This is a genomic window from Arthrobacter ginsengisoli, from assembly GCF_031456935.1.
In the GTDB taxonomy this organism is placed as follows: Bacteria; Actinomycetota; Actinomycetes; order Actinomycetales; family Micrococcaceae; genus Arthrobacter; species Arthrobacter ginsengisoli.
In genome coordinates this window covers 297,258-319,099 of sequence record NZ_JAVDVQ010000001.1, presented here as the reverse complement: position 1 = coordinate 319,099, position 21,842 = coordinate 297,258, and the positions used below count along the sequence as shown (strand labels likewise).

The 21,842-nt window shown below is 65.1% G+C and carries 16 protein-coding genes; 2 read left to right on the top strand and 14 right to left on the bottom strand.

Translation table 11 applies throughout. The annotated features are described in order from the left end of the window. The 14 genes from J2X01_RS01475 to J2X01_RS01410 form a co-directional block, all read right to left on the bottom strand. Complete coding sequence (locus J2X01_RS01475) at window positions 1-2,172, bottom strand: phage tail protein (protein ID WP_310049892.1); 2,172 nt, start codon at window positions 2,170-2,172, stop codon at window positions 1-3. A 103-nt stretch (window positions 2,173-2,275) separates the two neighbouring features. Continuing rightward, window positions 2,276-4,432, bottom strand: coding sequence for a putative baseplate assembly protein (locus J2X01_RS01470; protein ID WP_310049890.1), 2,157 nt, complete (start codon window positions 4,430-4,432; stop codon window positions 2,276-2,278). 7 nt (window positions 4,433-4,439) lie between these two features. Next, entirely contained in the window at window positions 4,440-4,835 is a 396-nt protein-coding gene (locus J2X01_RS01465) for a GPW/gp25 family protein (protein ID WP_310049889.1), read from the bottom strand. Window positions 4,836-4,887: 52 nt separating this feature from the next. Next, entirely contained in the window at window positions 4,888-8,286 is a 3,399-nt protein-coding gene (locus J2X01_RS01460) for an eCIS core domain-containing protein (protein WP_310049887.1), read from the bottom strand. A gap of 236 nt (window positions 8,287-8,522) precedes the next feature. Further along, window positions 8,523-10,115 carry a hypothetical protein gene (locus J2X01_RS01455; RefSeq protein WP_310049885.1) on the bottom strand — a complete coding sequence of 531 codons (1,593 nt, stop codon included), beginning with the start codon at window positions 10,113-10,115 and terminating at the stop codon, window positions 8,523-8,525. Between the two features lie 62 nt (window positions 10,116-10,177). Continuing rightward, window positions 10,178-10,846, bottom strand: a complete 669-nt coding sequence (locus J2X01_RS01450; protein ID WP_310049883.1) for a phage baseplate assembly protein V — start codon at window positions 10,844-10,846, stop codon at window positions 10,178-10,180. Beyond that, window positions 10,846-11,931 (bottom strand): phage late control D family protein, encoded by a 1,086-nt coding sequence (locus J2X01_RS01445; RefSeq protein ID WP_310049882.1) that lies wholly within the window; start codon window positions 11,929-11,931, stop codon window positions 10,846-10,848. Before J2X01_RS01445 ends, J2X01_RS01450 begins: the two co-directional genes overlap by 1 nt. Window positions 11,932-12,100: 169 nt before the next feature. Further along, window positions 12,101-13,399 (bottom strand): CIS tube protein, encoded by a 1,299-nt coding sequence (locus J2X01_RS01440; RefSeq protein ID WP_310049880.1) that lies wholly within the window; start codon window positions 13,397-13,399, stop codon window positions 12,101-12,103. Beyond that, a complete protein-coding gene (locus J2X01_RS01435; protein WP_310049878.1) occupies window positions 13,396-13,896 on the bottom strand; it encodes a phage tail protein in 501 nt (166 codons plus the stop codon). Before J2X01_RS01435 ends, J2X01_RS01440 begins: the two co-directional genes overlap by 4 nt. Beyond that, complete coding sequence (locus J2X01_RS01430) at window positions 13,889-15,574, bottom strand: phage tail sheath family protein (protein ID WP_310049875.1); 1,686 nt, start codon at window positions 15,572-15,574, stop codon at window positions 13,889-13,891. Before J2X01_RS01430 ends, J2X01_RS01435 begins: the two co-directional genes overlap by 8 nt. Window positions 15,575-15,906: 332 nt before the next feature. Then, complete coding sequence (locus J2X01_RS01425; RefSeq protein WP_056628886.1) at window positions 15,907-16,362, bottom strand: phage tail protein; 456 nt, start codon at window positions 16,360-16,362, stop codon at window positions 15,907-15,909. A gap of 24 nt (window positions 16,363-16,386) precedes the next feature. Continuing rightward, entirely contained in the window at window positions 16,387-18,255 is a 1,869-nt protein-coding gene (locus J2X01_RS01420) for a phage tail sheath family protein (protein ID WP_310049869.1), read from the bottom strand. A gap of 21 nt (window positions 18,256-18,276) precedes the next feature. Continuing rightward, the gene (locus J2X01_RS01415) at window positions 18,277-19,101 is read right to left on the bottom strand and encodes a hypothetical protein (protein ID WP_310049867.1); all 825 of its coding nucleotides are present in this window, start codon (window positions 19,099-19,101) and stop codon (window positions 18,277-18,279) included. Next, window positions 19,098-19,694: a Pvc16 family protein gene (locus J2X01_RS01410; protein WP_310049864.1), complete on the bottom strand. Its 597-nt coding sequence runs from the start codon at window positions 19,692-19,694 to the stop codon at window positions 19,098-19,100. The genes J2X01_RS01415 and J2X01_RS01410 overlap by 4 nt, the downstream gene beginning before the upstream one ends. 143 nt (window positions 19,695-19,837) lie before the next feature. Here J2X01_RS01410 and J2X01_RS01405 point away from each other — a divergent pair, with 143 nt between their 5' ends. Further along, a complete protein-coding gene (locus J2X01_RS01405) occupies window positions 19,838-20,854 on the top strand; it encodes a hypothetical protein (RefSeq protein ID WP_310049863.1) in 1,017 nt (338 codons plus the stop codon). Window positions 20,855-21,544: 690 nt separating this feature from the next. Beyond that, window positions 21,545-21,802 (top strand): bacterial transcriptional activator domain-containing protein, encoded by a 258-nt coding sequence (locus tag J2X01_RS01400; RefSeq protein WP_310050205.1) that lies wholly within the window; start codon window positions 21,545-21,547, stop codon window positions 21,800-21,802. Window positions 21,803-21,842 lie beyond the last annotated feature (40 nt).

Below are 21,842 nucleotides of genomic sequence, written 5' to 3'. Positions count from 1 at the left end.
TCAACCGCCACCTCCGGCCGCAGCACCGGCGGCGGACGACGCCTCGGGCGCGGGGACGGTGATGGAGCCGTAGCCGATGACGGCATCGTCACCGAGGCGGATGTGGCTGACGGTCGCCGGACCTAGTACCGGGTGCTGTGCAGGATAGGACGTCAGGCCAACCCGGAAGCCGCCCACTCGCATTCCCTCGTGGGTCTCGCACAGGGTGTAGAGCGTGTGGGCGGGCCGCTGGCTGTCCAGAATGAGTGCCGCCACCGCACGCTGTTCTGTGCTCAGGGTGCCGGGAACAATGACGGTGAAGCGGTGTGCCGCAGCAGCAAAACTGGACTGGCTGCCGCGCCGGCCGCCCACCGAGAACCGGCCAAGGGCGCCGGTGCTCCGGCCGAGGGCTCCCACGCCGGGGGACTCCGGGCCGGACGGATCCAGCCCGAGCACTCTTCCGCCGAGACCACGAGTTTGCCAGTTCTCGACGATGCTGGGCCGGTTACCGAGATAGAGCTCCAGGATCCGGGCCACGACGGCCAGCGTCCCGCGGTACCGGTACAGCTTGAACGTTTCCGCGATGAGCTGCCGGCGTGCTGCTTCAGGCCACCGGCGGTCCAAAGCGAGGCCGGTGAAACCTGCCAGCCAGGCCAGTGCCTCCTGGGGGACCGCGGCCGGGTCCACGAGCACATGCCTGTTGGCTGCCCTTTCGTCGAGCTCGTGCAGCAGACCCTCGGCCGGTGCCAGCAGCCGCTGCAGGAAGTCTGCCTGGGCGGGTTCGCGGGAGAACTGGCGCGGGAGGGCAGCCAGCAGATCGTGCCCGGGAACTTCTACCCTGATGGACTCAATTGTAGGAGCCACCCTGCCGGTGCCAGTGAGGGTCGCCTCGATCCACAGGTACCTCCCACCGGGTGCCGTAACCGGCTGTTCGAAGGTCTCCATTGGATCGTCAGCGGACCGCTGGTGCCAGGGCTGTTCGGAACCGTTGCGGCGCCGGTGCAGCGGGACAGCCGCGGCGGCTGCGTCCAACAAATCCCGTGGCGGGAATGGCGGGGTCAGGTCTGGGCGCGGTACGACGGCGTCGGCCGACACGCCGCGGGCTGTGTTGCTGGCCGGTGCAGCGTCCAGCGGGCCCGCCAATTCGTCGTCGTCGGTGGTGAGGAACCGGAGGGCAACGCCGGTCTGGGCGGGGATGATGGCATCGAGGAAGAGCCGACCCCAGCGGGTCCCGTAGGCGCCCGAATCGAGCCGATAGCTCAGAACCCGGCCTTCGCGGACAAACCGCGCCGCGCTGCCAGCCGTCCATTGTGTGGCCGCGGCGGAGCTGTAGGCAATCCGCCCCGAGGGCGAGGCCGCAATGGCGCCGCCGTCGAAGCCGGGGGCCTCCAGCGGCTCCATCTCAAGCCAGCCGCCGTCGTGCTCCAGAAAACGCAGGAACGGCCGGCCCGGTCCCCGGGCGACCAAAAGGCCGGGGCGGCCCGAGTTGTCGGTCCAGGCAACGATGTCAGTGGCACCATCGACCTCCAACTCCGCGCCATCGCCCGCCGGTCGATCATGGCGGGCGATGTACCCGCGCCCGTCCGGCCGCCGCCACAGGATGTACCCTCCTGCCACCCGGACCGGACGGGCTTCCCGGGCGCAGCCGGGGACAAGCTCCTGATGGCGGACGGGGCCGCACCTGGCGTCCAGAACCACCAGCCGGTCCGGCCCGTGCAGCAGCACCAAGACCCCCACCTTGCCCAGGGTGGCCCCGGCCGGGGTACCTGGTCCGGGGGAAACTGATTGCAGCGCCGTCCCTGAAACGAGATCGATCAGATGCACACGTGAAGCGCCCGGGTCCAGAATATAAAGCACCTGATCCCCGTCGACAACTAGGGCGGTGGGACGCGTGTACTTGATGTCCGGGGAGGATGGCCCGCCGGTGCCGGTTCCGGCGCCGGCGGGCCCCACCTTCCCGACGCTCACCCGATTGCTGGTCGTGTCGGTGCGGTACAGGCGGCCCCAGCGGTCAAATGCCAGCCCAACTGCTGTGCCGCTGGCGGAGCTTCCGTCCCCGATCGGAGGTGCTGACCGAAGGTCGGTCCACGCCAGGCCGACACCGCCGCCAGGCAACAGTGCCGTGCCCTGGTGGGCGCAGCGCGCCCATTGATCAGCGTCGGCCAGGATCTTCACAGGCCTGGTGCGCATCATGGGCGGGACATCCCGTCCGAGGTTGGAATTCTGATCTGCCGCATGAGTCGATGGTGCCTGTGGCGCCGTCACCGCGCCGTCGCCGTGTGTCCCTAGAGGACAGTCAGCACACTTCCGGCGGCAGCGGAACCGGGAACCTTTCCGGGGGATCGGGTTCGTAGGTGTCGCCGGGAGGAAGCGGCTCGCCGGCAACCACAGTCAGGGAGACGATTTCCGGGACTTCCCACTTTTCCAGCTCCAACAGGTCTACCGGGAAGGCGGATCCGGTGTCATCGACGGCGGCAAAGCGGAAGCCGGCGAGATATTCAACGCCTTCAACCTGCACCGCGACGGCCTCCAGCTCGGCAGCGCGCACCGCGCGTCCCATCGCCCATCCGTGGCCTTCTGGACCATAGGGAGGAACCGGTGCAAGGTACTGCCGCACAATCAGCTCCACCCAGCGCCTGACGGCGTCCACCTGGAAGCCGGGTTTGACCGCAAGCCCCACGGAGATGGCAACTTTCCGGTAAGTCGGGGGAATGACGTAAAGCTCCGTGGTCAGAAGACGACGCGGATTCAGATAGGCCGCCACCCGCCTGAGCAACCCAAGGTCTGGCATCGGTGCCGCCGGTGTGGACGTATCCGAGGCCGGAAAGACCACCAGACTGACGACACCCGCGGCCTCGACGGCTGGAGTGTCGGGCTGCATCAAGGGGATAGGCTCTGCCCTGACGACCCCGGGTACTTCCAGCGCCAGAGCGCGGAAATCATCGGCTGTGACGGCACGGTCCCTCCGGTGCACGCTGATCGGAACGGCGTCAAGCGCTTCGGCGAGGCTGGCCGGGTCCGCACCGCCAGTGGCGGGCAGCGGGTTGGTGACTTTGGCTGCTCCACCGCCGGCGAGAGTGGTGATGGCTCCGGCCGCGACGTTTCCGGCCGTTCCGCCGCCATGGACGTAGGACTGCAACCGGATGCGCTCTCCGATTTGTGGCACACGAGGGCCTCCGAACTCCACCAGGGCCTCAGTGTAGTCGAGCACGAAGTGCCGGTCGTCGGGGGTTCCCGCCTCTGCGCGGTCCGTCTCCGTCCAGTCCCGCCACACGGCTTGTTCCTCCACCTGCAGCTTCACCGTTCCCGGAAGTACGGGCCCGTGGCTGAGGGGAAAGTGCTGGTCCGGATCGCCGGTGCCGGTACCGAGAAATTCAGGTGCGGCGGTCCGGCTGTGGCTCACCTCGGCGGCGTTGAGGCCAAGCCAGCGGATACGGCCGATGGAGTCGTTCCGGCGGGCAGTGCGGGGGCGGGTCACCCGGATCCAGGCGACAACATCTGCGGCCATGGCGTCGTCGTTGAGCGGCGGCGGGCTGTCTTCTCCGCCGTCGGCCCATTCCGCCGGGGTCGGGACAATGAGTTTTTCCGGTAGCTGCAGTTCGATGACACCGGTCGTCGTCAGGCCCCGGGTGGTGTCGGATCCAACCATGAGTGGCGTGAAGGCCGCTTTGGACTCCCGGACACGCGGCGGCAGCCAAAGACTCCAGAGCATGGGCGGCGGATCGGCGGCCAGCGCGCGCGAGCGGAAAGCCTCGGCGTGTCCGGCGTCGATGTCCTGCAAGGCGAAGGGCGTATCGATCTTCTCGTCGAACGCGATCCCGATGAATACGCTCCGGTTGGCGAGCGCCGTCAGACTGGTTCTGGGCTTGCGGAGTACCCCGATCCATACGGCCCGGTCCGCGGTCGCCGCCGGGTCAAGGGGAACGGCGCTCGCCGCAGACTCGACGCTGAGCACACGGGAGGTGTAAAACGATGCCGCGTCGGCGTCCAGCCCCAGGCGGGCAAGCGCGTCCTGCCGGCGCTCCCGTTCAGCCTTCGAAGCCGCTTCCTTTGACGCCAGTTCCTTCCCGACGGCCACGACATCAAGCGGCCAGGCCTGCAAATCTGACTGGGTCTCAAAGACGATCTTTCCGGCGCTGGCCTGGGAATGACGCGGTATGGTGACGCCGTCCGGACGGTCGGTGGAAGCGGTGACGAGTGTCCGGGCACACGTGGCCGGCCGCGGCTCGAGCCCCAGCAGCCGCAGGAAATGGACCTTCGTGCTTTCCGGTATCTGGTTGAACCGGTACAGCGTGGACTCACCGAGGAAGGCGAACAGTTCCAGCAGTGCAACGCCCGGATCGCTCTCATTGTGGTTGGTCCATTCGGGGGTGTAGCTGGCAATCCGCTGGACCAGCTCATCCCGGAGCTGCTGGTAGCTACGGTCGTCCAGAATGGGAGAAATCATTGCCATGGGCCAGCTACTTCAGATAGAACGGATAGGCCAGATTGTCCGGGCGCAGGTCGCCCAGCCGCTGATAGGCGATTTCGATCCATACCAACGAGGGTTCCTCACCGGCCGTCACGGCAACGTTCGTTAGCCGGATCCGGGGCTCCCAGGTGGAAAGCGCCGCCGCGATCTCCTCGCGCATGGCTGTCCGCGTGGCGAGGCTGTTGGGTTCCATGATGTAGCGGCGGAGACCGCAGCCGAAACCCGGCAGCATGATGCGCTCGCCGGGGTCCGTGTCCAGGATGGTGGCGATGGACTGACGGACCAGTTCCATGCCGCTGACAGCGGGCAGCTTGCCCGTCAGGGTTTCCGGCCGCAGCGGGAAGCCGAAGCCGGTACCGAGCCATTGATCAACGATTGTCGCCATGGGTAAATCTTCGACGGCGGTGCGTCACCGGGGCGTTCATTTCCTAGGGCGATTACGGCAGCGGCAGTTGGAGGACATAAGCGGCGAACTCGCCGCGCTGTTTGTGAGCAGCTTCCCGGATCCGGCCGGGCTCTGGTTCCGGCGTGGCAAGCTTTCGTTTGTCCTTATTTTGTTCGTGATCCGCCTTTACTGCCTTGATGGTCCGTTCGATTGCATCCGACGTGAGGTCTTCGAAACGCGCCATTGTCTCATCCGCGCTGTGCTGGCGTGCGAATGATTTGAACTGCCGAATGTGACTGAAGTCCCCCCTGATCTGGTTTTCAGCTCCTCGATTTTCGGTGACGTTCTTTCTGTCGGCAGCCTTGTTGAAAATCATTACTGTTGTCATCTGGTCGTAGAAACTCTCCGTGATCCATTTACTTCCCGATGGGCCGGGGGCTATGGCGCTAAGTGCTGTATCCATGAAGCTCCGGGGAACGACATGCTCCGAGGTCAGGACGAAGTAGGGAACGTCGCCGGACTTGATCTTTCTGTTGCCGGGCCCTTCTTGCTGTTTGTGGGGCTTGATTACGCCGAGGAACTTGAGTGCTTCCTTGAGCCACTCCTCGTCCGCCTTGTGCGCCCCGGGGATCGTCTTACCGGGACTTGCGGTGTAGTCGTAGTCCCAGCGGTCCGCACTGTCGACGACGGTAAATGTCTTGAAAACAGGATGGGCCTTTTTCACCGCTGCGGCCACGGCCTGGGCATGGTCATAGGTAATGTCGGAACCGTCCAGTTGGGCTCCCTGGATGGCAGGCAGCGCGGCAAGCCCGGCCTGGACCGCGGCGTCGTGTTCCGGGGTTCCCGCGGCGGGCTTGTCCTGCCCGACACCCAGCGCATTCAGCGCCGCTTGTCCGAGTCGGATGGCCTGGTCAAACAGCCAGTCGAGGGCCCGGTCCACCAGCGCGCGCAGGCTTTCGATGATCTCCTTGACCTTTTCGGGGACATTGCCGAGTCCCACCTGGTTGGCCAGGAAGCCGATAGCCACGGGGACTGCGTTGGCGAGTCCGCGTTCGACCATGGCGGCTCCCGGTGCCACGTCGCCGCGGGCCACCGCGGCAATGGTCGAGACATATTGGTCCAGGATTTCCAAAAGATCGCGCAGGTACTCGATGGCGGACTGGACGGCATTGAAGAAGGCGATGCAGCCGTTGATCACGGCCATGATGCCGGTTGGGTCCAGCATGGAGATGAGCTTGGCGACTACCCGGTTGACCACCTGCTCCATGATCCAGTTCTGGGCGGTCGTGATGATAGTGTCCCAGAGGCTGCTCAGCTGTCCGGCGAGGAACTCCCAAACCGCGGTGATGCCGCGCTCTTGTACGTCCTTGATGAAGGACCAGGCGCCGGAAAGCTTGTCGACGGCGCCGCGGATCTTCGCCACCTTCTCCTCGCCTATCCGTTCGGCCAGCTTCTTCCACAGCGTTTCCATCGTGACGCCGAGGACTTGGATGACCAGGGTGATGATGGACTCCAGCGTGATGGCGGTCGGCGGTTCGATGCCGAGTCCACGCAGTCCACGGAACAACCAGCCGGCCAGCCCCTGCAGCAGGTAGGTCCCAATTTTGTCCAGGAATCCCAGGAAACCACCCTTGAGGGCCGAGACAATATTCTTGAGGAAGCCGATCGGATCCCTCCGGATGTCATCGATGGCGGCCAGAACGTTGGCAATGATGTTGTTCAGCAGTTCCGTAGGAAAATTCATCAGGGCCAAGATCAACAAGATGACTTCACGGATCACAACTGCGACGAAGCTGATGATCCGTCCCAGGGGTTCGCCGAAGGCAGCCAAAATTTTGTCGAAGGTCTCCAGTGGTGAGAGCAGGCTCTGAAGCGTCACCAGGTCCCAGATGCCCCGGAAGGTGTTGGTCACCAGCTCCCAGGAGATGCCCAGTTCGGCCATCGCTGCTTCGATGTTGGCAGCCGCCTGCCCGATGACGCCGGACTCCGAGAGTTCCTTGTACGTTTGCTCGCCGTTGGGCAGCAGTGTGACGAAGCCTTTGATGATGTTTTCGGCGCTGCGCTCCACCGGCGTCCCGGTGAAGGGGTTCCGGCCGAGGATGACTGTGAGCAGGCGGAACCCCCGGACTCCGTCGGCGTGCTGGCCGAGCCAGCCGAGCAGGGATTTTTTGATGAGTGCCAGAACCTCGGCACCGACGTCCGCCGCGAATTCGCCGATTTTTCGGAGCAGAGCAAGTGCGCGGTCCGCCAGTCCGGAGATCGTGGCAGGCAACTCCGCCAGGTTTTGCGGCGAGATGGCGTTCCATGCGTCCGTGAAGAGGGCCACGGCCTGGCCCTTCAGTTCAAGAAAGCGCCCGATCTGCTGGTCGATCCACTCAGCTGTTTGCTGAAGGGTGCCGCGTTCGGTCATCTGGGCAAGGGCCTCGTCCTTGCCGATCAGATGCAGGAAATCGGCTAGGATCTCGACTGTCGGGGCTGAGACGTCAACGCCGCGCAGTGGATCGTAGCGGAGAACCTTGACGGCAAGTCGCCAGTACGGCCCGATCGGGTCCGCCGTCAGGTACGGCTCGGCGAGCCCGACGACGGCGGTCCGGACCTTGGCGAGCACGCTGTCCACCAGCGAGCCGACAAAGGCCCTGACATCGGCGAAAAAGCGCTCGATCAGCCGGCCGATGACGCCGACGTTGAAGTCCACGCCTTCGATGAGGCTGATTTCATCCCAGGCGGTTTCCAGGTCGGCGAAGATGCGCCGCAGGGTGAGGTTGTGCCGCTGCAAACCGTCGACAATCAGGCTGACGATGTCCTGCAGGACGTTCAGCGTGCCGAGCACCGGTCCGACCGCGGCGGCGAAGGGGCCTTGGGTCAAGAGTTGCTGAACGTAGTCCTGTGGTTCGGTCGTCGACGGGGAACCGGTGAGCAGATCCTGGCCGAGAACGACGGACATCAGCCCGTAGCCCGGAAGCGCGCGGACCGCGGCAAGCACCGCATCCGGAGCAGCCCCCACAATGGTCGACCGGATGTCCCGCATGGCCGTCTCGCGGTAGATGCCGACACTGCGTTGCTGGATCACGTGGGTGACCTCATGGGCCATAAGCTCTAGATCCGCCGGGGACTCGCCCGCTCCCAGAAAGACATGGGAACCCACTGTGAAGGCGCGCGCGTTCAGCCGGGCGGCCGCGGCCCCAGCCTCGCGGCCGCGGTGAAGCCGCACGCCGTCCAGGGGGAGCCGGAAGACCTGTTCGACCCGGCCGAGGATTTCAGGGTCAAGCGGCTCGCCCGGGCCCGGATCGCGGATCAGCGCCGCAGGAGAGGGCGATGACTCAGGCAGCGGCGACGCTGGTCCCTCTCCCGGAGATGCCGTCCCTCCGGGTGCCCTTGCCGCTGTTGTCTTGCCGTCGAAGCCTTCCGGGAGCTCCGGCGACAAGGACCCGCCCGCCACGCGCGCAGCCACAGCCGTTGCCTGCCGTTCGGCAGGCTCTTCCGGCGTGCTGACCTGGAGCATCGATTTTTGGGCCGGACCGAATTCCGTGGGGCTCCGTCCGCCCGTACCTAGTTGAGTTGCCAGCCGAAGGGCCAGCGGCGGTGGACTCGGCGTGGGGGCGCGTGCTCTCGATCCCGCCGGGGCGGGGTGCTGCGGGACCGACTTCTCCGCGGTGGTTGCCGGAATTGGGCCGGCATGGGTCGGGCTCATCGGAGCCGCACCGGCAGGCCCGGCGCAGGAACGTTTTGTCCTCGGTTAAGCAGCCGGAGGTCGGCCGCATCGATTTCGCACAAGGGATCCGGCGGTGAGGATTCATAGACCGGTTTGTCCGGCGCCGGCTCTGCTGCCGGCCGGGCCGCGTCGACTAGCGCCTCTGTGAACGCTCTATCCTTCGCGACGTCCGGGGGCAGCTTCTTGTTCCAGCCCTCGCTGGCCTCAGCCTTATCGAGGCCGCTGAGATCAGTGCCCAGACTGGCGTTTAGTGTCGCAGCCAAGGCCGGAGTGAAATCGGCATGGGTAATCGGTTTGGTCTCCAGAAATGTCTTCAACGCGTCAAAGGCAATGGCCGGCGGGAAGCAGAACCGCAGGGCAAGCATCCACCACAGCTGAAAGGCCAGCACGACGATGGGGAGAAACAACGAGAACAGGAAGAATGCAACAATGAACAGCAGTTCGATGGCGAAGGTGCAGACGCCGCCGCCAGCACCGATGCTCCCCTTTCCGGGCTTTGGCGGACCGTCGAACGGACTAAAGACGAGTTGCGACCTCGGCGGCGTGACAACGCGCAGGCCGCCTGGCCGGGCCGGACCGCCAAGGCTCGCGGCCAGGCGGCGAAAATCCGGGAGAACTACCGTCGTTGTGCGGTTTTCTGTGCCCTCCGGGTCCATCATGGATGCCAGCCGGAAGGTTTCCGACGGAGCGCTCCAGAATTCCGGACGCGGACAATGCTCCCGACCGCCCACGGGTTTCTGCCGGACGCAGCAGGCAAGCTGGTACAGGCCATGGTCGTCAAGTTTTGGTTCGGTCACCGTGGCCTCCTTCCGGGACCCGCTGGGAATTGTCCGAGTCCAATGGTCCGAGGAAAAAGTGGGTACGACGCCGAACCACAACGACCGGGAGGCCACGGCGGCACAGTCACCTTCACGCGGCGGTATCCGCCACATGGGAAATTCCTGTTCCGTTTCGTCGGGACGGGGATCCCGGGCCGCGTCCTCGTCGTCCGCCCACCTGGTCCCGGCTTTGCTTTGCAGCCACTTCTCGACCTGGATCTTGAAGTCGATGGCGCCGAATAGATGAGTGTTCCGCGCAATGAAATCGTTACGCGCGGAATCATCGGCCCACAGGAAGTCGGCCACATCGCAGTCACCGACCAGCGCCTCCGGTTTCAGCCCTTCCGCTTCCGCTTTCTCGATAATCAGGTTCCGGGCAAGGGTGCGCAACAGCGGCCGTCGGCCGGCGACGCTCACGCTGCGGCGCCGTAGTACAAAGCTGACTTCCAGATCGTCGTGGCCGCCCGCACGGGGCAGCCCGGGCCGGTCGCAGAAAACCTCGACGACGACCAGATAGAAGCGATTGTGGGCGGGCTGGTACAACTTGCGCAGTTTCGTGCGCACCAGCCTGCTGGTGGCCAGTCGATTGCGCCCCTGGGCGCTATCACCCGGTTTGGCGGGCACCGGGTAGCTCCAGACGTCCTTCTGACCGAACTTGAGCGAGACGCCTGGGTCAATGAGCAGGTCCTCGACGAAGTCCGGATCCGAGTACATCTGGAGGGACGGCTGGAAAGCTGCCGGATCGGACATGCTCAGCTGGTCGCGCTCCCTGACGTACCAGGGGGCGCGCAACTGGAAGGCCGCTTGCCCGCTCACCAGAGGTTCCCGACGCCGGGCGTGTAGGCGGGGGAGATGACCGAGGCCTCGGCGATGAGAGTCGTGCACTTGACGACCCCGGTAAATGTCGACATCGGCGAGGTCACCTTGACCATGGGGGACGTCACGTCGACGGAAACGTTGGCTTGAATCTCGATTCCCCCGGCGGCATTGAACCGGATCACGCTGCCGCCGGCGTGCCGGATGGTGATCTCCTGCCGACCGGAATCCATGATGATCTCGTGGCCGGAGCGCATGGTGATGCTGACCTTTTCAGCGCCGGCGCCGTCGTTGAATTCCAGCCGGCTGTCCGCCCGGCTGCGCAGCTGGCGGATATTGTTGGACCGCTCCGGCTGGTGTGGCAGCCGGGCCGCGCCATGCCAGGCGGAGCCGAGCACGTAAGGGCGCCGTAGGTCGCCGGCCTCGAAGGCAACGACCACTTGGCTGTCCACCTCGGGCAGAATCTGCAGGCCCTGGTCCTTGTCGGCATATGGGCTGCACAGCGTCGCGAAGGCGCGCACGTCCTGGTCACCACTTTGACCGAGCCAAGGGAACCGGACCTCGACGCGGCCCAGGTTGTCCGAGTCGACGATGTCGGTGACTATGGCCGGATAGACGCCGAAGTAGCCGGGGGCGCCGCCGTCGCTGTAGCTGGGCAGGTGCATCAGGCCGCCTCATTCACAGTGGCGCGTTCTGCCTCGAAGTCCGTACGGAGGCCGTGGGCGAGATCGAAGGTGTGCCGGACATGGGTGACGTAGTAGCCGCTGCCCTCGAATGGTCCGCCGACACACGAGAGCGTCAGCCGGGAACCGACGACCATATCCGGTGAGCCGCGGGTGCTCCCGGCCACGGTAACGAATGCCCGGGCCCGCCGGAGCATTTCCGCGCGGGCCCAGGCGCCGGCTTCCTGGCCGGTCAGGGCGACATCGCGGACCCGGAAGGAGGCAGCGGCCCCGAGGGCCTGCTGGAGGATCCGCGCACCGGTCCGGCCACCGGAGATTTCGGCGTCCACCACCTCTGCACCGGCACGTTCCTCAATGCCTTCGGCCCGTCCGGCGTCGTAGCCGGTCACGACGACTTCGCTGCGTTGATGGGCCAGATCGGCACTCAGCCGTACGGACAAGAGTTGGTTGCCCTGGACGAGGGTCAGTTCCGTGCCGTCCCGCCGGGCCCTGGCGCTCATATGCAGGGTGCTTCCCGTGCACCAGAGTTCGGCCTGCAGCCGCCGGGCCCGGTCGCGCAGGAAGGCAAGGTCGCTTTGGTTGAACTGCTGCACGACGTCGTAGCGCGGACCGTCCAGGTCCACGTCGACCTGCAGGCCGTGCTCCTCGGCCAGCGATGTGGCGATCTGCGCGTCCGTGACATCGCGGTAAGTGCGCATCCGCCTGGTCATCCGCATCCGCATCAAGGCATCCTCCGCGCTGAGGACGACGTACGGGGGCTGGCCATCGCTGAACACTGCTTCGAGGGCCGAAACGACCCCTTCGAAGGCAACACGTTGGGCTTGGGCGGGCCCGATGGCGACCTGCAGCGCCGAGCCGAAGTCCACGGTCCGGCCGTCGAGGTACATCATTGGGGCGGGCGGGCCGGTGGCTCCCGCGCCGACGGCGACCAGTTGGGCGCGAAGCGTCTTCAGTCCGTCAATGCCCTGGTCAATTTGCAGACCGACGCAATCGCGGCCCATGCTGGCTGCAGCCCGTCCGCCGACAGTAAAAACCGGCGCGGAGATGCCGAACAGTTGATCAGTCATCGTAGCCCCTGGCCGAAACACGCAAACCGAGCCGATCAGCCCGGGCAAGGACCTCCAGACAGCGCTGTTCGACGCTTTGCCTGAGTGCGTCACCTGACCCGGCGTCTTGCCGCTCTGTAATCGGAATGATTTCGGCGCGGACTTCCTCGATGTGTACAGCCACTTCCGGTCACCTCCTGGGTCTGAACCTCAGTGTGCTTTCCCCTGCGTCACGGGCGCGTTGCTGTTGATCGGCGGCGGTCCGCCCGGTTCCGTCCACGGGAAGGGAGCGCCACGGTGCGTGCGAAGGGGACTCTGCCAGCCCGATTTCGCCGGCCCGGGCACGCGGGGAGAGGTTGATGGTCCCTTCCGCTGCGGCTCGCCGGAGACTGTCCGGGTCGGCCCTCGCCCGAAGCGGAACGTTTTTTCCGTAGCTTCTGGACCGCTGGTCCGCGGCGGCGTCAGGAGCAGGGGAGGACTGGGAAGATAGGGGCGGCACCGCGAATCCACTCCGGGCCGCAGCGGTGGCTTGCGCGGCGTCCCGGGTCTGGATGGCCGCGCTGGCTACGGCAATCCCGCCGTTGGCCGAGAGGACAAACCCCGCCTCCCGCCGGGCGGCGGCAGTGCCGGCAGCGGAACCCGGCGCTGCAGGTGCTCCGCCACGGGTGGCCCCGAGGGCCTGTTCCAGGGAAGCGTCCCCGCCGGTTGCGGCGAAACCGGCTGATGATCCAACCCCGTTCCCTGCGCCCGTTGCGGCCAGCTGGACTTCGGCGCCGGCACTGAGCCCCAGCGGACTGTCGAGGCCGGTCATGGCGGACCGCCAGGCGGCGGGGTCCAGCCCGCTGCGCCGCAACAGTTGCTGGACGCTTTCGTTGGCCTGTGCGAGTGCGGTGCGGTCCGGGCGGCGGCTCGGCAGGGACCCCGGGCCGACGGCGATTGGCGAGCCTCCGGGTTCGGTAGCATTCGTGGCCGTCCGGGCGCCGTTGCCGCTTTGGTTCCGTTCGAACTTTGGGTCCTGCTCGGTGACGGACAGATTCAGTTTCGCCCGCAGCGCGGTCCCGTCCGCGTCGAAGTAGTCCAGCTCCTCGCTGACCTTCGTGACAATGCCGTCGAACTGGAAGTTTCCCCAGATGAACCGCATCCGCGGTGGCGGGGAGGAAGCATCGTCGGCCCGGGGTTCAACAAACTGCCGGATTTGCTGGGTCTTGTCACGCACATCCTGCGGATTGCCGTCGCCGTCGCCTTCAGCCGTGTCGAACTGCAGGTCGAGGCTCAGGGTGGCGGGGCTGGAGGAGGAGTGCTGGCGGGCCTGGGACTGAGTGGTGGCGCTGCCCTGATTATTGTTCTGCCGTTCGATCCTGAGCGTGGCCGGGTTGAACTGCACGAGAATGGGCTCGCCGGCCGGACTTACAGTGGGCGGGGAATCGGCCGAGCCGGAAGGTGTTTCCTTCAGGACGAAGATCCGGGCCTTTTCCAGTTTGCCGCTCACAGGTCCACCACCATCCGCAGTCCCTCATGGAGGATCTGGAGTTCCTCGATGGCGACTTCCCCGGTCTTTGCATTCAGGACCGGGCCCGATACCTTGCCCGGGAGACCACGTTCAAAGCTCCACTGTGCGAGGACTCGCTGCATCCCCGGATCATGGACCTGAACCAGTCCGTCATAGCGGGGAACCGGCAGACGTCCCGTAACCACCGCAGAGATCCAGTCCCATAACGCCGAGTCCACGATGCCGCCATCCGCGGCCACGACCATGCCCCGCTTGAGCACCAGTGGCGTGCTCTTGGACCGGCCAATCATGCGGATCATGCCAAAGTTCCGCCCGCCTTCTGCGTATTCCTTAATATCGGCCTCCAGATCGAGCCCGGTGCATTCGGCGAACGCGCCGGTGCCCAGCAGCGCGGGCCCCCCCGCTCCGCCCCCGGGACTTCGGGTCAGCGTCACGGTGAAGCGGAAGGTCGCGAGCAATTCCTTTGTCTCAGCCACGTTTTTCCTCCACCTCCAGCAAGCCTCCGGAGTCCTGGGCAACGCGCAGGACCAGATACTCCAGCGGAGCGGCCGGTGCGACGCCCACCTCGGCGAGCAGGAACCCGCCGGCCAGGGATGACGTGGAGTTGAGCACCTCGTCGCAATGGACAAAGAATGAATCCCGTTCGCTGGCTCCGGCGAAGGCACCCTGGCGGAACAGGCCGGTGAGGAAATTCGTCAGGTTGTTGCGCAGCGCCAGTCGAAGGGAGATGTTGTTGGTTTCAAAAACAACCCAGTTGCACTCGCGTTCGATCGACAGGGCCAACATGGTCATAAACCGCCGGATGCTCAGTTGCCGATACGCGGGATCGGCCGATAGGGTCCGCGCTCCCGTAAGCCGGAGCCCGTCCCGCTCGGGCACGAAAGTGTTGATGGCGCTGAGGTGCAGCCGGTCGGCGTTGGCGGCGGCCGAGGGATCGCTGCTTGTCACGGCCCCGGCCGCCAGCTCATTGGCTGGGCCCCAGATCAGACCGCGGCGGCGCTCCCTGGCGGCCAGTATGCCGGCGGCGAAGGCGGACGGCGGCACCAGTACGGTCCGGCCCCGGTCCGCCGGTGCGGAGACGCGCAGCCACGGGTGATATGCGGCCGCAAAGCTCGAATCGAATTCGGCCCGCCAGCTCAAGAGCCCGGCTATGCCGAGGCCCAGTGGGGCGTCGAGAACCACCACAAACCGTTTCCTGACTTCGGCAATGGCCACCAGCCGCTGCTGGCGGCGCGCCAGCTCGGCCAGCTGGCCAGGCACGCGCGGATCGAGGTGGGCCGCCGGCGGCGGCACTGGCTCAGCGGGAGGGGCCGTTCCCGGGGCGCAGGACTGGACAGCCCGCGGCAACCACCGCCGCGGCGGTGGCTCCGGGGGAGGGGCGTCCACGGCCCACGACCAGGTTATGTCGGGCACCGCCAGGATTCCGACGTCGTCCGACCTGGACAGCGCGTTGACGCCCCGGTGGCAGTGCTCATCCAGCGGGTCAGAGTCGACGGACGGGTCGTCAAAGAAGCTCCGGATTGTAATAGCCTCCCAGCGGTCAATCCCGCCCGTCGGGGCGCCGCGGGAGCTGAGGCCGGCCAGCCGACCGTCGGGCGGAAGGACCGGTCCCGGCAGGGGAGCATGGAGCCGAACCAGCTCCGACTCCCGGTGCAGCACGGTCGCGATCCAGCGTGGATGGGCAGGGTGCAAGCCAAGCCGGGGGAGTCTCTCCTCGCGGCCGAACGCAGGGTCGTGGTCCCGGACGGTAAGCGTTGCCGTGATCTCCGTGGCCGCCAGCCGGCTGCCGGCCGCCAGGTCCGTCAGGGGAGTCGCCAGGATGGCGGCGGCGATACCAATCCCGGTCCTCCCGTCAATCACCGTGTCAGGCTCTGCCCAGCGGAGTGCCTCCGCGTTTGCCCCGCCCGGGACGCGGAGCGACAGCAGGGTCCCGGACGTCAGCGCAATGCCGGCGGGAAGGACTAGCATCTGCTGCTCACCAGGACCGGTCACTAACCGGCAGTCGAAGGACTGCCCGGCGTCAAAACTGAGCCGGACTTCAAGCTGGTTTCCCCAGCTTCCCTCATTTGCCGCCGTCAAGGTCAGCACCGGCGTCGAACTGTCGGGCGGGGACAGCTGGCAGAACGCCGTCCCGGGCGGAATCGTGGGTTCCACGTGGGCGGGCTGAGCCGGCACGGTAGGTTCCGAGGGGTCCAGATCCACAGGCGCGACCCGGACGACGACCGCCTCGGATCCGCCCTGGGCAAAAAATGACTGAACGGCCCGGGGAAGGAACCCAGGACAGGCACCCTGAGCACTTGCCAGGGAGCCGAACATCCGCTGAAAATCAGACCAACTCCGCACCGTCGTCGGAATGTTCACAGGGCCCCGGAAACATACGCCGGCAAAGCCAGCGATGTCCAGCCGCACCGGCGCCAGGGGTGCGGGGACGTCCCCTCGTGGAGCGGAGTACAACCCCGGCGCGCCCAGCCGCAGGTCCTCGGCCATCAGCTGGCGACAAAGTCGATACGCTCGGCCACGAGCTGGAGTTCCTCGACGGCAACTTCACCGCCGCCCTTGGCGGCGAGCGTTGGCCCGACCCACTTTTTGGGTTGAGCCCGCTGCAGCACCCACTTGCAGACAGCGTGGCGGCCCTCGTCCAGCAGCGTAATGGTGACCGTCTGCGGCTGGGCGTCACCTTCACGGGTGTTCTTGAGCCAGGTGAACAGCCTCAGGTCCCCGATCACGCCCCGTTTCAGGCTCACGTCGTCCACAGTGTTGATGTTGGGGACCTTCCGGACATGATTTTCCATGTCATTGCCGTTCCGGTATTCGGAGTACTTAATTTCGTTGCCCAGGCCGCTGACATCGCTAAATCCACCGACGATTTGGTTCTCGACCCCCGAGTCACCCAGATTGACCATGAAGTTGAAGGCGCCGTAGGGGTTGTCTCGTTCAGCCACTGTTTCTCATCTCCTCTGTCGGTATTAGCTCTGCGGCGAGTCGGCGGTCCATTGGCCGATTCGGAAAATGACGAACTCCGCGGGGTAGGTCGGGGCAACACCTATCAGGCAGATCAGCCGCCCATTGTCCAGGTCGTTTTGCGTCATCGTCGTCCGGTCACAACGGACGAAGAAGGCCTGTTCGGGTTTTGTGCCCATGAGTGCCCCGGTGCGCCAGGTCACCAGCAGGAAGTCTTCGATGCCTTGCCGGATGTTGCCCCAAAGCCGCTCATTGTTCGGTTCGAAGACGGCCCACTGTGTCGACTTCTCGATGGAATGCTCCAGGTAGATGAAGAGCCGGCGCACGTTGACGTATTTCCACTCGGGGTCAGAGGTCATCGTCCGGGCACCCCAGATCCGGTTGCTCCTGCCGGGGAAGAAGCGCAGCGCGTTGACCCCCTCGGGGTTCAGCACGGACTGGCGGTCGTAGGTGATGTTCTCCTTGAACTTGCTGATCCCGAGCACCACCTCGTTGGCGGGCGCCTTGTGCACACCTCGCCGGACATCGGTCCTGGCATAAATGCCGGCGGCATATCCGGACGGCGGGACGTCCAACAGGGACGTCGGGGAGCCGGGGTCCAGTTTTGCGGTCGGATCGACAGTCTGGATCCAGGGGTAGTAGATCGCCGCATAATTTGAATCGAACTGGGATCTGAACGTCCGCACTCCGGTGATGGAGCTGTCCTTCGGCGGATCGACGACGGCGATCCGGTAGCGGAGGGACTCGCAGTGTCCTATCAGGTGGTCGACCGCCACCTTCTGTATAGTCAGGTCGTCGAAACGAACGGTGTCCGGCATGGCTACGATGGCGATGTCGTCAACTTCTGCAAGCGCTCCGAGGCCCTTGGCGGCTTTCTTCGGGTCGTCCGGGCTCGAAGGTTCACCTTTCAAGAGTCCCGGTGTCAGAGGGTTCCCCTCGTTCCCGCCGGTGAGGAACCGGAAGCCTGCTGTCTGCAGTACAGCGGCCAGCACCTCAGCGTCCGTCGGCGGAGGCGTCCCGGCGGGCGCTCCCGCCGGCAGGCTGCGGTCAAGCCAGACCAGACTGAATTCGTCAACCGGGTCGGCAGCTCGAAGCACGGTTGTGATCGAACGCGGATGCTGGCTCCCTAGTTCCAGACCGCTGTAGGTATCCACGCGGTCCGGGCCGAAACGGACGTCGATATCCAGGGTGATATGGAACGCCGCAGTAACGGCCCCAACCGCGGCGAAGGCACCGGTGTTGTCGAACCCAAGTTCACCGGCGGCATTGGCCATCACAATTCGGATGTTTCCGGCGGCCGGCAACACATCGTCAGCGGGAGCTGCGGCTATCACCTCAACGGCGGCCCCTGGTGCCAGCCCGGTGATGACGTTGATGCCGCCCCGTTGGACGATGACGTTCTTGCTGCGCCGGAACCGGGACCGGATGCTGATGGCATTCCCGGCCCTTCCGGGCCAGCGCGCCCACCAGGTTGGCGTTGCCGCCGGCGGCGCGGCAAGGGGCAGGGCAGCAAAATTCGCCGCGACGTCGATGTCATTGTTGGCGTCGTTCACGAAGTCGAACACCCGTTGGACGTAGAGCCGGCGACCCCCGTTTTCGAAGTAGGCTCGGGCAGCGAGTGCAACATAATTGTGGTTGTCGGTGCCGTCGCCGACGGGCGACAGCCCGCCGAAGGCTCGTTCAAATTCGGTGTAACTGGTCACCAGAGGCGGCCGGGGCACCATAATGACCTCCGGGGACTTCAACTGGTAGGGAACGGGCCCATAGGCCGTCAGGCCGGTAATGCCGAGGGTGCTGGTGGGCACGCCCTCGATGGAACGCGATCGGAAGCTGGTCTCCTCCACGTACACACCTGGAGTCAGGTACTCGGGCATGAATGCCTCCCTTACTAGCTGTTACGGAAAAACGACGCGTGTGGACAGGGAAAACTGAGATCCGATCGGGACGGTGTAGGGGCCAAGGGGAGTCGAACCCGCATAGCCCGGGGGTATGGCCCGGCCCCTGATCGTGTCGTTGAGTAGGTCTCCCGGATTGGGCGGCGCCGCCGGCATGATCAGTCGTTCGATCGGCAGGTCCCCGAGATTGTCCGCCGACGCGGCCGCCTGGGGGCCGGCATGGATCTCGAGGGTGATGTCCAGTTCACTCGGGGCGGGCGGCGGCAGCGAGCCTGTTGACAAAATGATCAGCAGGAATTCGCCACGGTCGTCAGCGTGGGCACGGCCGACGACCATGCCGCCGGGACCCCTGGCCGTAATCCTGGCCCACCGTAGCGCGGACGCGCCTCGCATCAGCGTTCCGCGCACGGAAGTGGAGCCTGGTGGAAGAAGATAGGCAGAGCCGGGCAGGAGCCAAGGCCGCGCCGACCGGGACACGGCCGGCACGGCGGCCAGGGCTGCGTTGGCCCCATCGGGGGCGGGCCAAAGCGGTATGCTCAGCCGGCGCGGAACGGCGTGCCGTGTGGGGTCGGCAATGCGGATCGTCACGACGTCCGGCAGCGGCCGCCCGAAGGTCAGCGCGCCCCGGCCAACGCCTTTGTCCAGCAGGTCTACGCAGGGCCAGCCAGCATCTTGTTCAAGCCCGGTTTGCGGGCCACGTACCTCCCGACCGAGCCGCACGCTGGAGCGGATCGGTCGCTCGGTGACGGAATCGATGCATTCGAGAGCGAGCGCAAGCCGGTGCATTAGCAGTGCAGGTCCGATGCCAGTCTCGAGGATGATCATGGCGTGGCGTCCGTGCGGACGGCTACCGTGCCGACACGGGCGGCGCCGTCGACCTTCCGGCCCGTGATACAGATAACCCTGGCAACATAGGGCAGCGAAAGCCGGTATTCCGTCGTGAGTGCTTGAAACGCGTCGCTCATGGAGTCCTGTGACAGATCATCGGGCACAACCTGCACCACTTCACCGGCCTCCCAGTCGCCGCTGGGATGCAGCAATGGCCCACTGAGAATGCCTTCACTTTCGAGGATCTGCGCGGCCATCCCGAGCCATTCCAGTTCGCTCTCCACCACAGTGTCCCAGGCGGCGATCAGCATGTGCAGGCGAAGCGGGATCCGCGGGACACCGTCTCCGAATGCGACGGCGGACCACCCTGGCCGGGTTTGCGGGTCCACGGTGACACGGTAGCAATAGATGGTAATGACCCCCGGCGGATAGCTGATCGTCGCCACCGGGCTGCCGTTTGCCTCTTCGAAGTCGGCGGTGCCGGCCAGAACGGCCCTCGGCCTCGGGGCGGGGAGCATCTCGGTCAATCTGCGATTCAGCAGGTCAACAATGCTGCGCCCAACGGCAGCCAACGCTCGGTTTCCGGCCATGCAGTCGATAATCCCCGCCGCGCGTCACGGGAGCGTCGCGCGGGGTGGCCCCGTCGTATTCGGGCAGTAAATAAAACGGTGTGGTGACACAGGGAGGCGGAAACTCTTGTTGAAACGGCGAGGACACTGAACAGGAGCGATACATGTCTGACGATCAGAGCCGGGAACAGCACGAAGGCCAGACGAGTCCCGGTCATCAACAGCACGGGCAGGACTGCCACTGTCGTGACGGTCAAAGCGAAACTGAAGAACGCCAGCCAGAGGGCGGGAAACCGAAACCGAAGCCGACGGACTGTGAGTGCGATGCAAACGCGATCGACATTCACTTGTGCAAGAGTGAGGGCCTCGCTCGGCAAGCGGATTTCGTGAAAAAGCAGCAGACCGACGTAGATAACGCAGTCATGTCGCACGCGAAAGTTAGAAAAGAGTATCCGAGCAAGCGACACGAATTGCTTCCCCAGGTGAGGGAAGTGACAGAGCAACTGGAACGAATGCAGGAGCGAATCAAATGCGCCATGCCAAAGGATGCTACGGCAGAGGATCTCGACAGGGCGTTTGAGACGGTCCTTCGCGAGTTGGACAACTGCGCCCCAACCCAGGCCTCGTGTTCCGTGGAGAACTGCGATTTTGATCTGGAAGTGGAGGTGCTCGAGCTAGTAGGAATGCGTCGAAAGTTGGCCGAGTTCGAAGCCAAGATGGCAACATACCATAAATGCCTGCTCGAATTGCTCAATGAGACCGCCAACCTCACCACGCGGCTGGCTGACTCCAACGCCGCAGTCAAAACCCTCGCCGAAGCGATGGCGGCGGACCCGGATGCAGCAAAAATCAGGCAGCTCTATTTAGAAGCGCGCGTCGCGGAACGTGGAGTGGCGAATATTTGGGGGGGATTCACCTCCGCGTCTGAGTACATCGACAAGCTGTGCCGGACGCTGAACTGCTGGCTCGCGTCCGTCGACGCGGCCGCGACCCTAACCGGACATGTCGGCGTCCTTGAATGTCGGGAACGCGCGGAAGCGGAGCAGTGCAGGGCCGTGGCTGACAACATCGTCGGTGAAACCCTGATGCGTTATGAGAAGGACCGCGCCGCAGGCGTTCGGCAGGTCGGGGAGGGAACGCAAACGAAGCGCGACGCTTCCGATGATGTGGCAATGTACTGACTCCGTCAAGGTCGGCAAGGGTGCGGATTGCCGTCAGGCATTGATTCGAACCGACGCCATAATGTGGGCCAATAGTTTCGATATCCGGTTGCAAATATGGCGGCAGGACGGGGCGTGGTCACACGATTTCGCGTCACGAAACTGCCAGATGGTGCCGGCCATTGACCTCCCACCTCGAAATGCGGATCCTCGTGCCTAGAACTGTTCCGGCTCACCCATGCTGGATTTGGGGGTACCAATGGGAAACGGCGGAAATTGCCATTTTCAGCTGAGCCTGTTCCAATCGTGGAAACTTTGTCGGGATGCCTGCATCGTGCCTGTCACCGCACGGCAACATCGGCTCATTACCGCGCTCGCGGTAAACGGTCCCCGCCCCCCGCAGCTACCTCGTCGGTCTCCTGTCGCCGGAGAAATTCGAGAGCCGCGGCAAGGAAAGCCTGCGCGTGACCGTGCACCTTGTCTCGCGGCAGGTTCCGGGTCTGCTGATTAATGGAGGAGCAGTACTCTCCCTGAGCGACCGGGTGGATGTCGATCTGTATCGGGTGCGCTCCCACATCCGCGAGTTGAGCCAGATCGGAGTCCAGGGGAACGCGGCCTCGCGCTTGAACCAGTTACGCGAGGCCGAGTTGCTTCCGGGATGGTACGACGACTGGGTCCTGTCCGAGCAGGTCAGGTTGCGGAAGGGGGCGCCTGCACGCCTTCCAGATAATTGCCCGCGAGTCCCTGGCGCGATGTGACTATGAGCTTGCTTTGGAAGCCTCGGAAGCGGCGCTGGACCTTGAACCCATTTATGAAAGTGCGCTTGGCCTCTTCATTCGGGCCGAACGGCAGCAAGGCAACAACGCTGCCGCGCTGCGGGCCTTTGAACACTACCGAACGAAGCTGATGGACGAGGTGGGCATAGCGCCGTCGGATTCTCTTCGACAACTCATCGCCGACCTTTGGTGACGGGACAAGCCGGGCATGGAACGGGCCCGCACCCAAGTCC

What these genes read in the sequence shown, in the direction of transcription:
- J2X01_RS01420 (WP_310049869.1), bottom strand. Translation starts at nt 18,255, where the DNA reads ATGCCCGAGTACCTGACTCCAGGTGTGTACGTGGAGGAGACCAGCTTC.
- J2X01_RS01405 (WP_310049863.1), top strand. Translation starts at nt 19,838, where the DNA reads ATGTCTGACGATCAGAGCCGGGAACAGCACGAAGGCCAGACGAGTCCC.
- J2X01_RS01475 (WP_310049892.1), bottom strand. Translation starts at nt 2,172, where the DNA reads ATGATGCGCACCAGGCCTGTGAAGATCCTGGCCGACGCTGATCAATGG.
- J2X01_RS01455 (WP_310049885.1), bottom strand. Translation starts at nt 10,115, where the DNA reads ATGTCCGATCCGGCAGCTTTCCAGCCGTCCCTCCAGATGTACTCGGAT.
- J2X01_RS01445 (WP_310049882.1), bottom strand. Translation starts at nt 11,931, where the DNA reads ATGACTGATCAACTGTTCGGCATCTCCGCGCCGGTTTTTACTGTCGGC.
- J2X01_RS01470 (WP_310049890.1), bottom strand. Translation starts at nt 4,432, where the DNA reads ATGGCAATGATTTCTCCCATTCTGGACGACCGTAGCTACCAGCAGCTC.
- J2X01_RS01410 (WP_310049864.1), bottom strand. Translation starts at nt 19,694, where the DNA reads ATGGCCGGAAACCGAGCGTTGGCTGCCGTTGGGCGCAGCATTGTTGAC.
- J2X01_RS01415 (WP_310049867.1), bottom strand. Translation starts at nt 19,101, where the DNA reads ATGATCATCCTCGAGACTGGCATCGGACCTGCACTGCTAATGCACCGG.
- J2X01_RS01465 (WP_310049889.1), bottom strand. Translation starts at nt 4,835, where the DNA reads ATGGCGACAATCGTTGATCAATGGCTCGGTACCGGCTTCGGCTTCCCG.
- J2X01_RS01450 (WP_310049883.1), bottom strand. Translation starts at nt 10,846, where the DNA reads ATGCACCTGCCCAGCTACAGCGACGGCGGCGCCCCCGGCTACTTCGGC.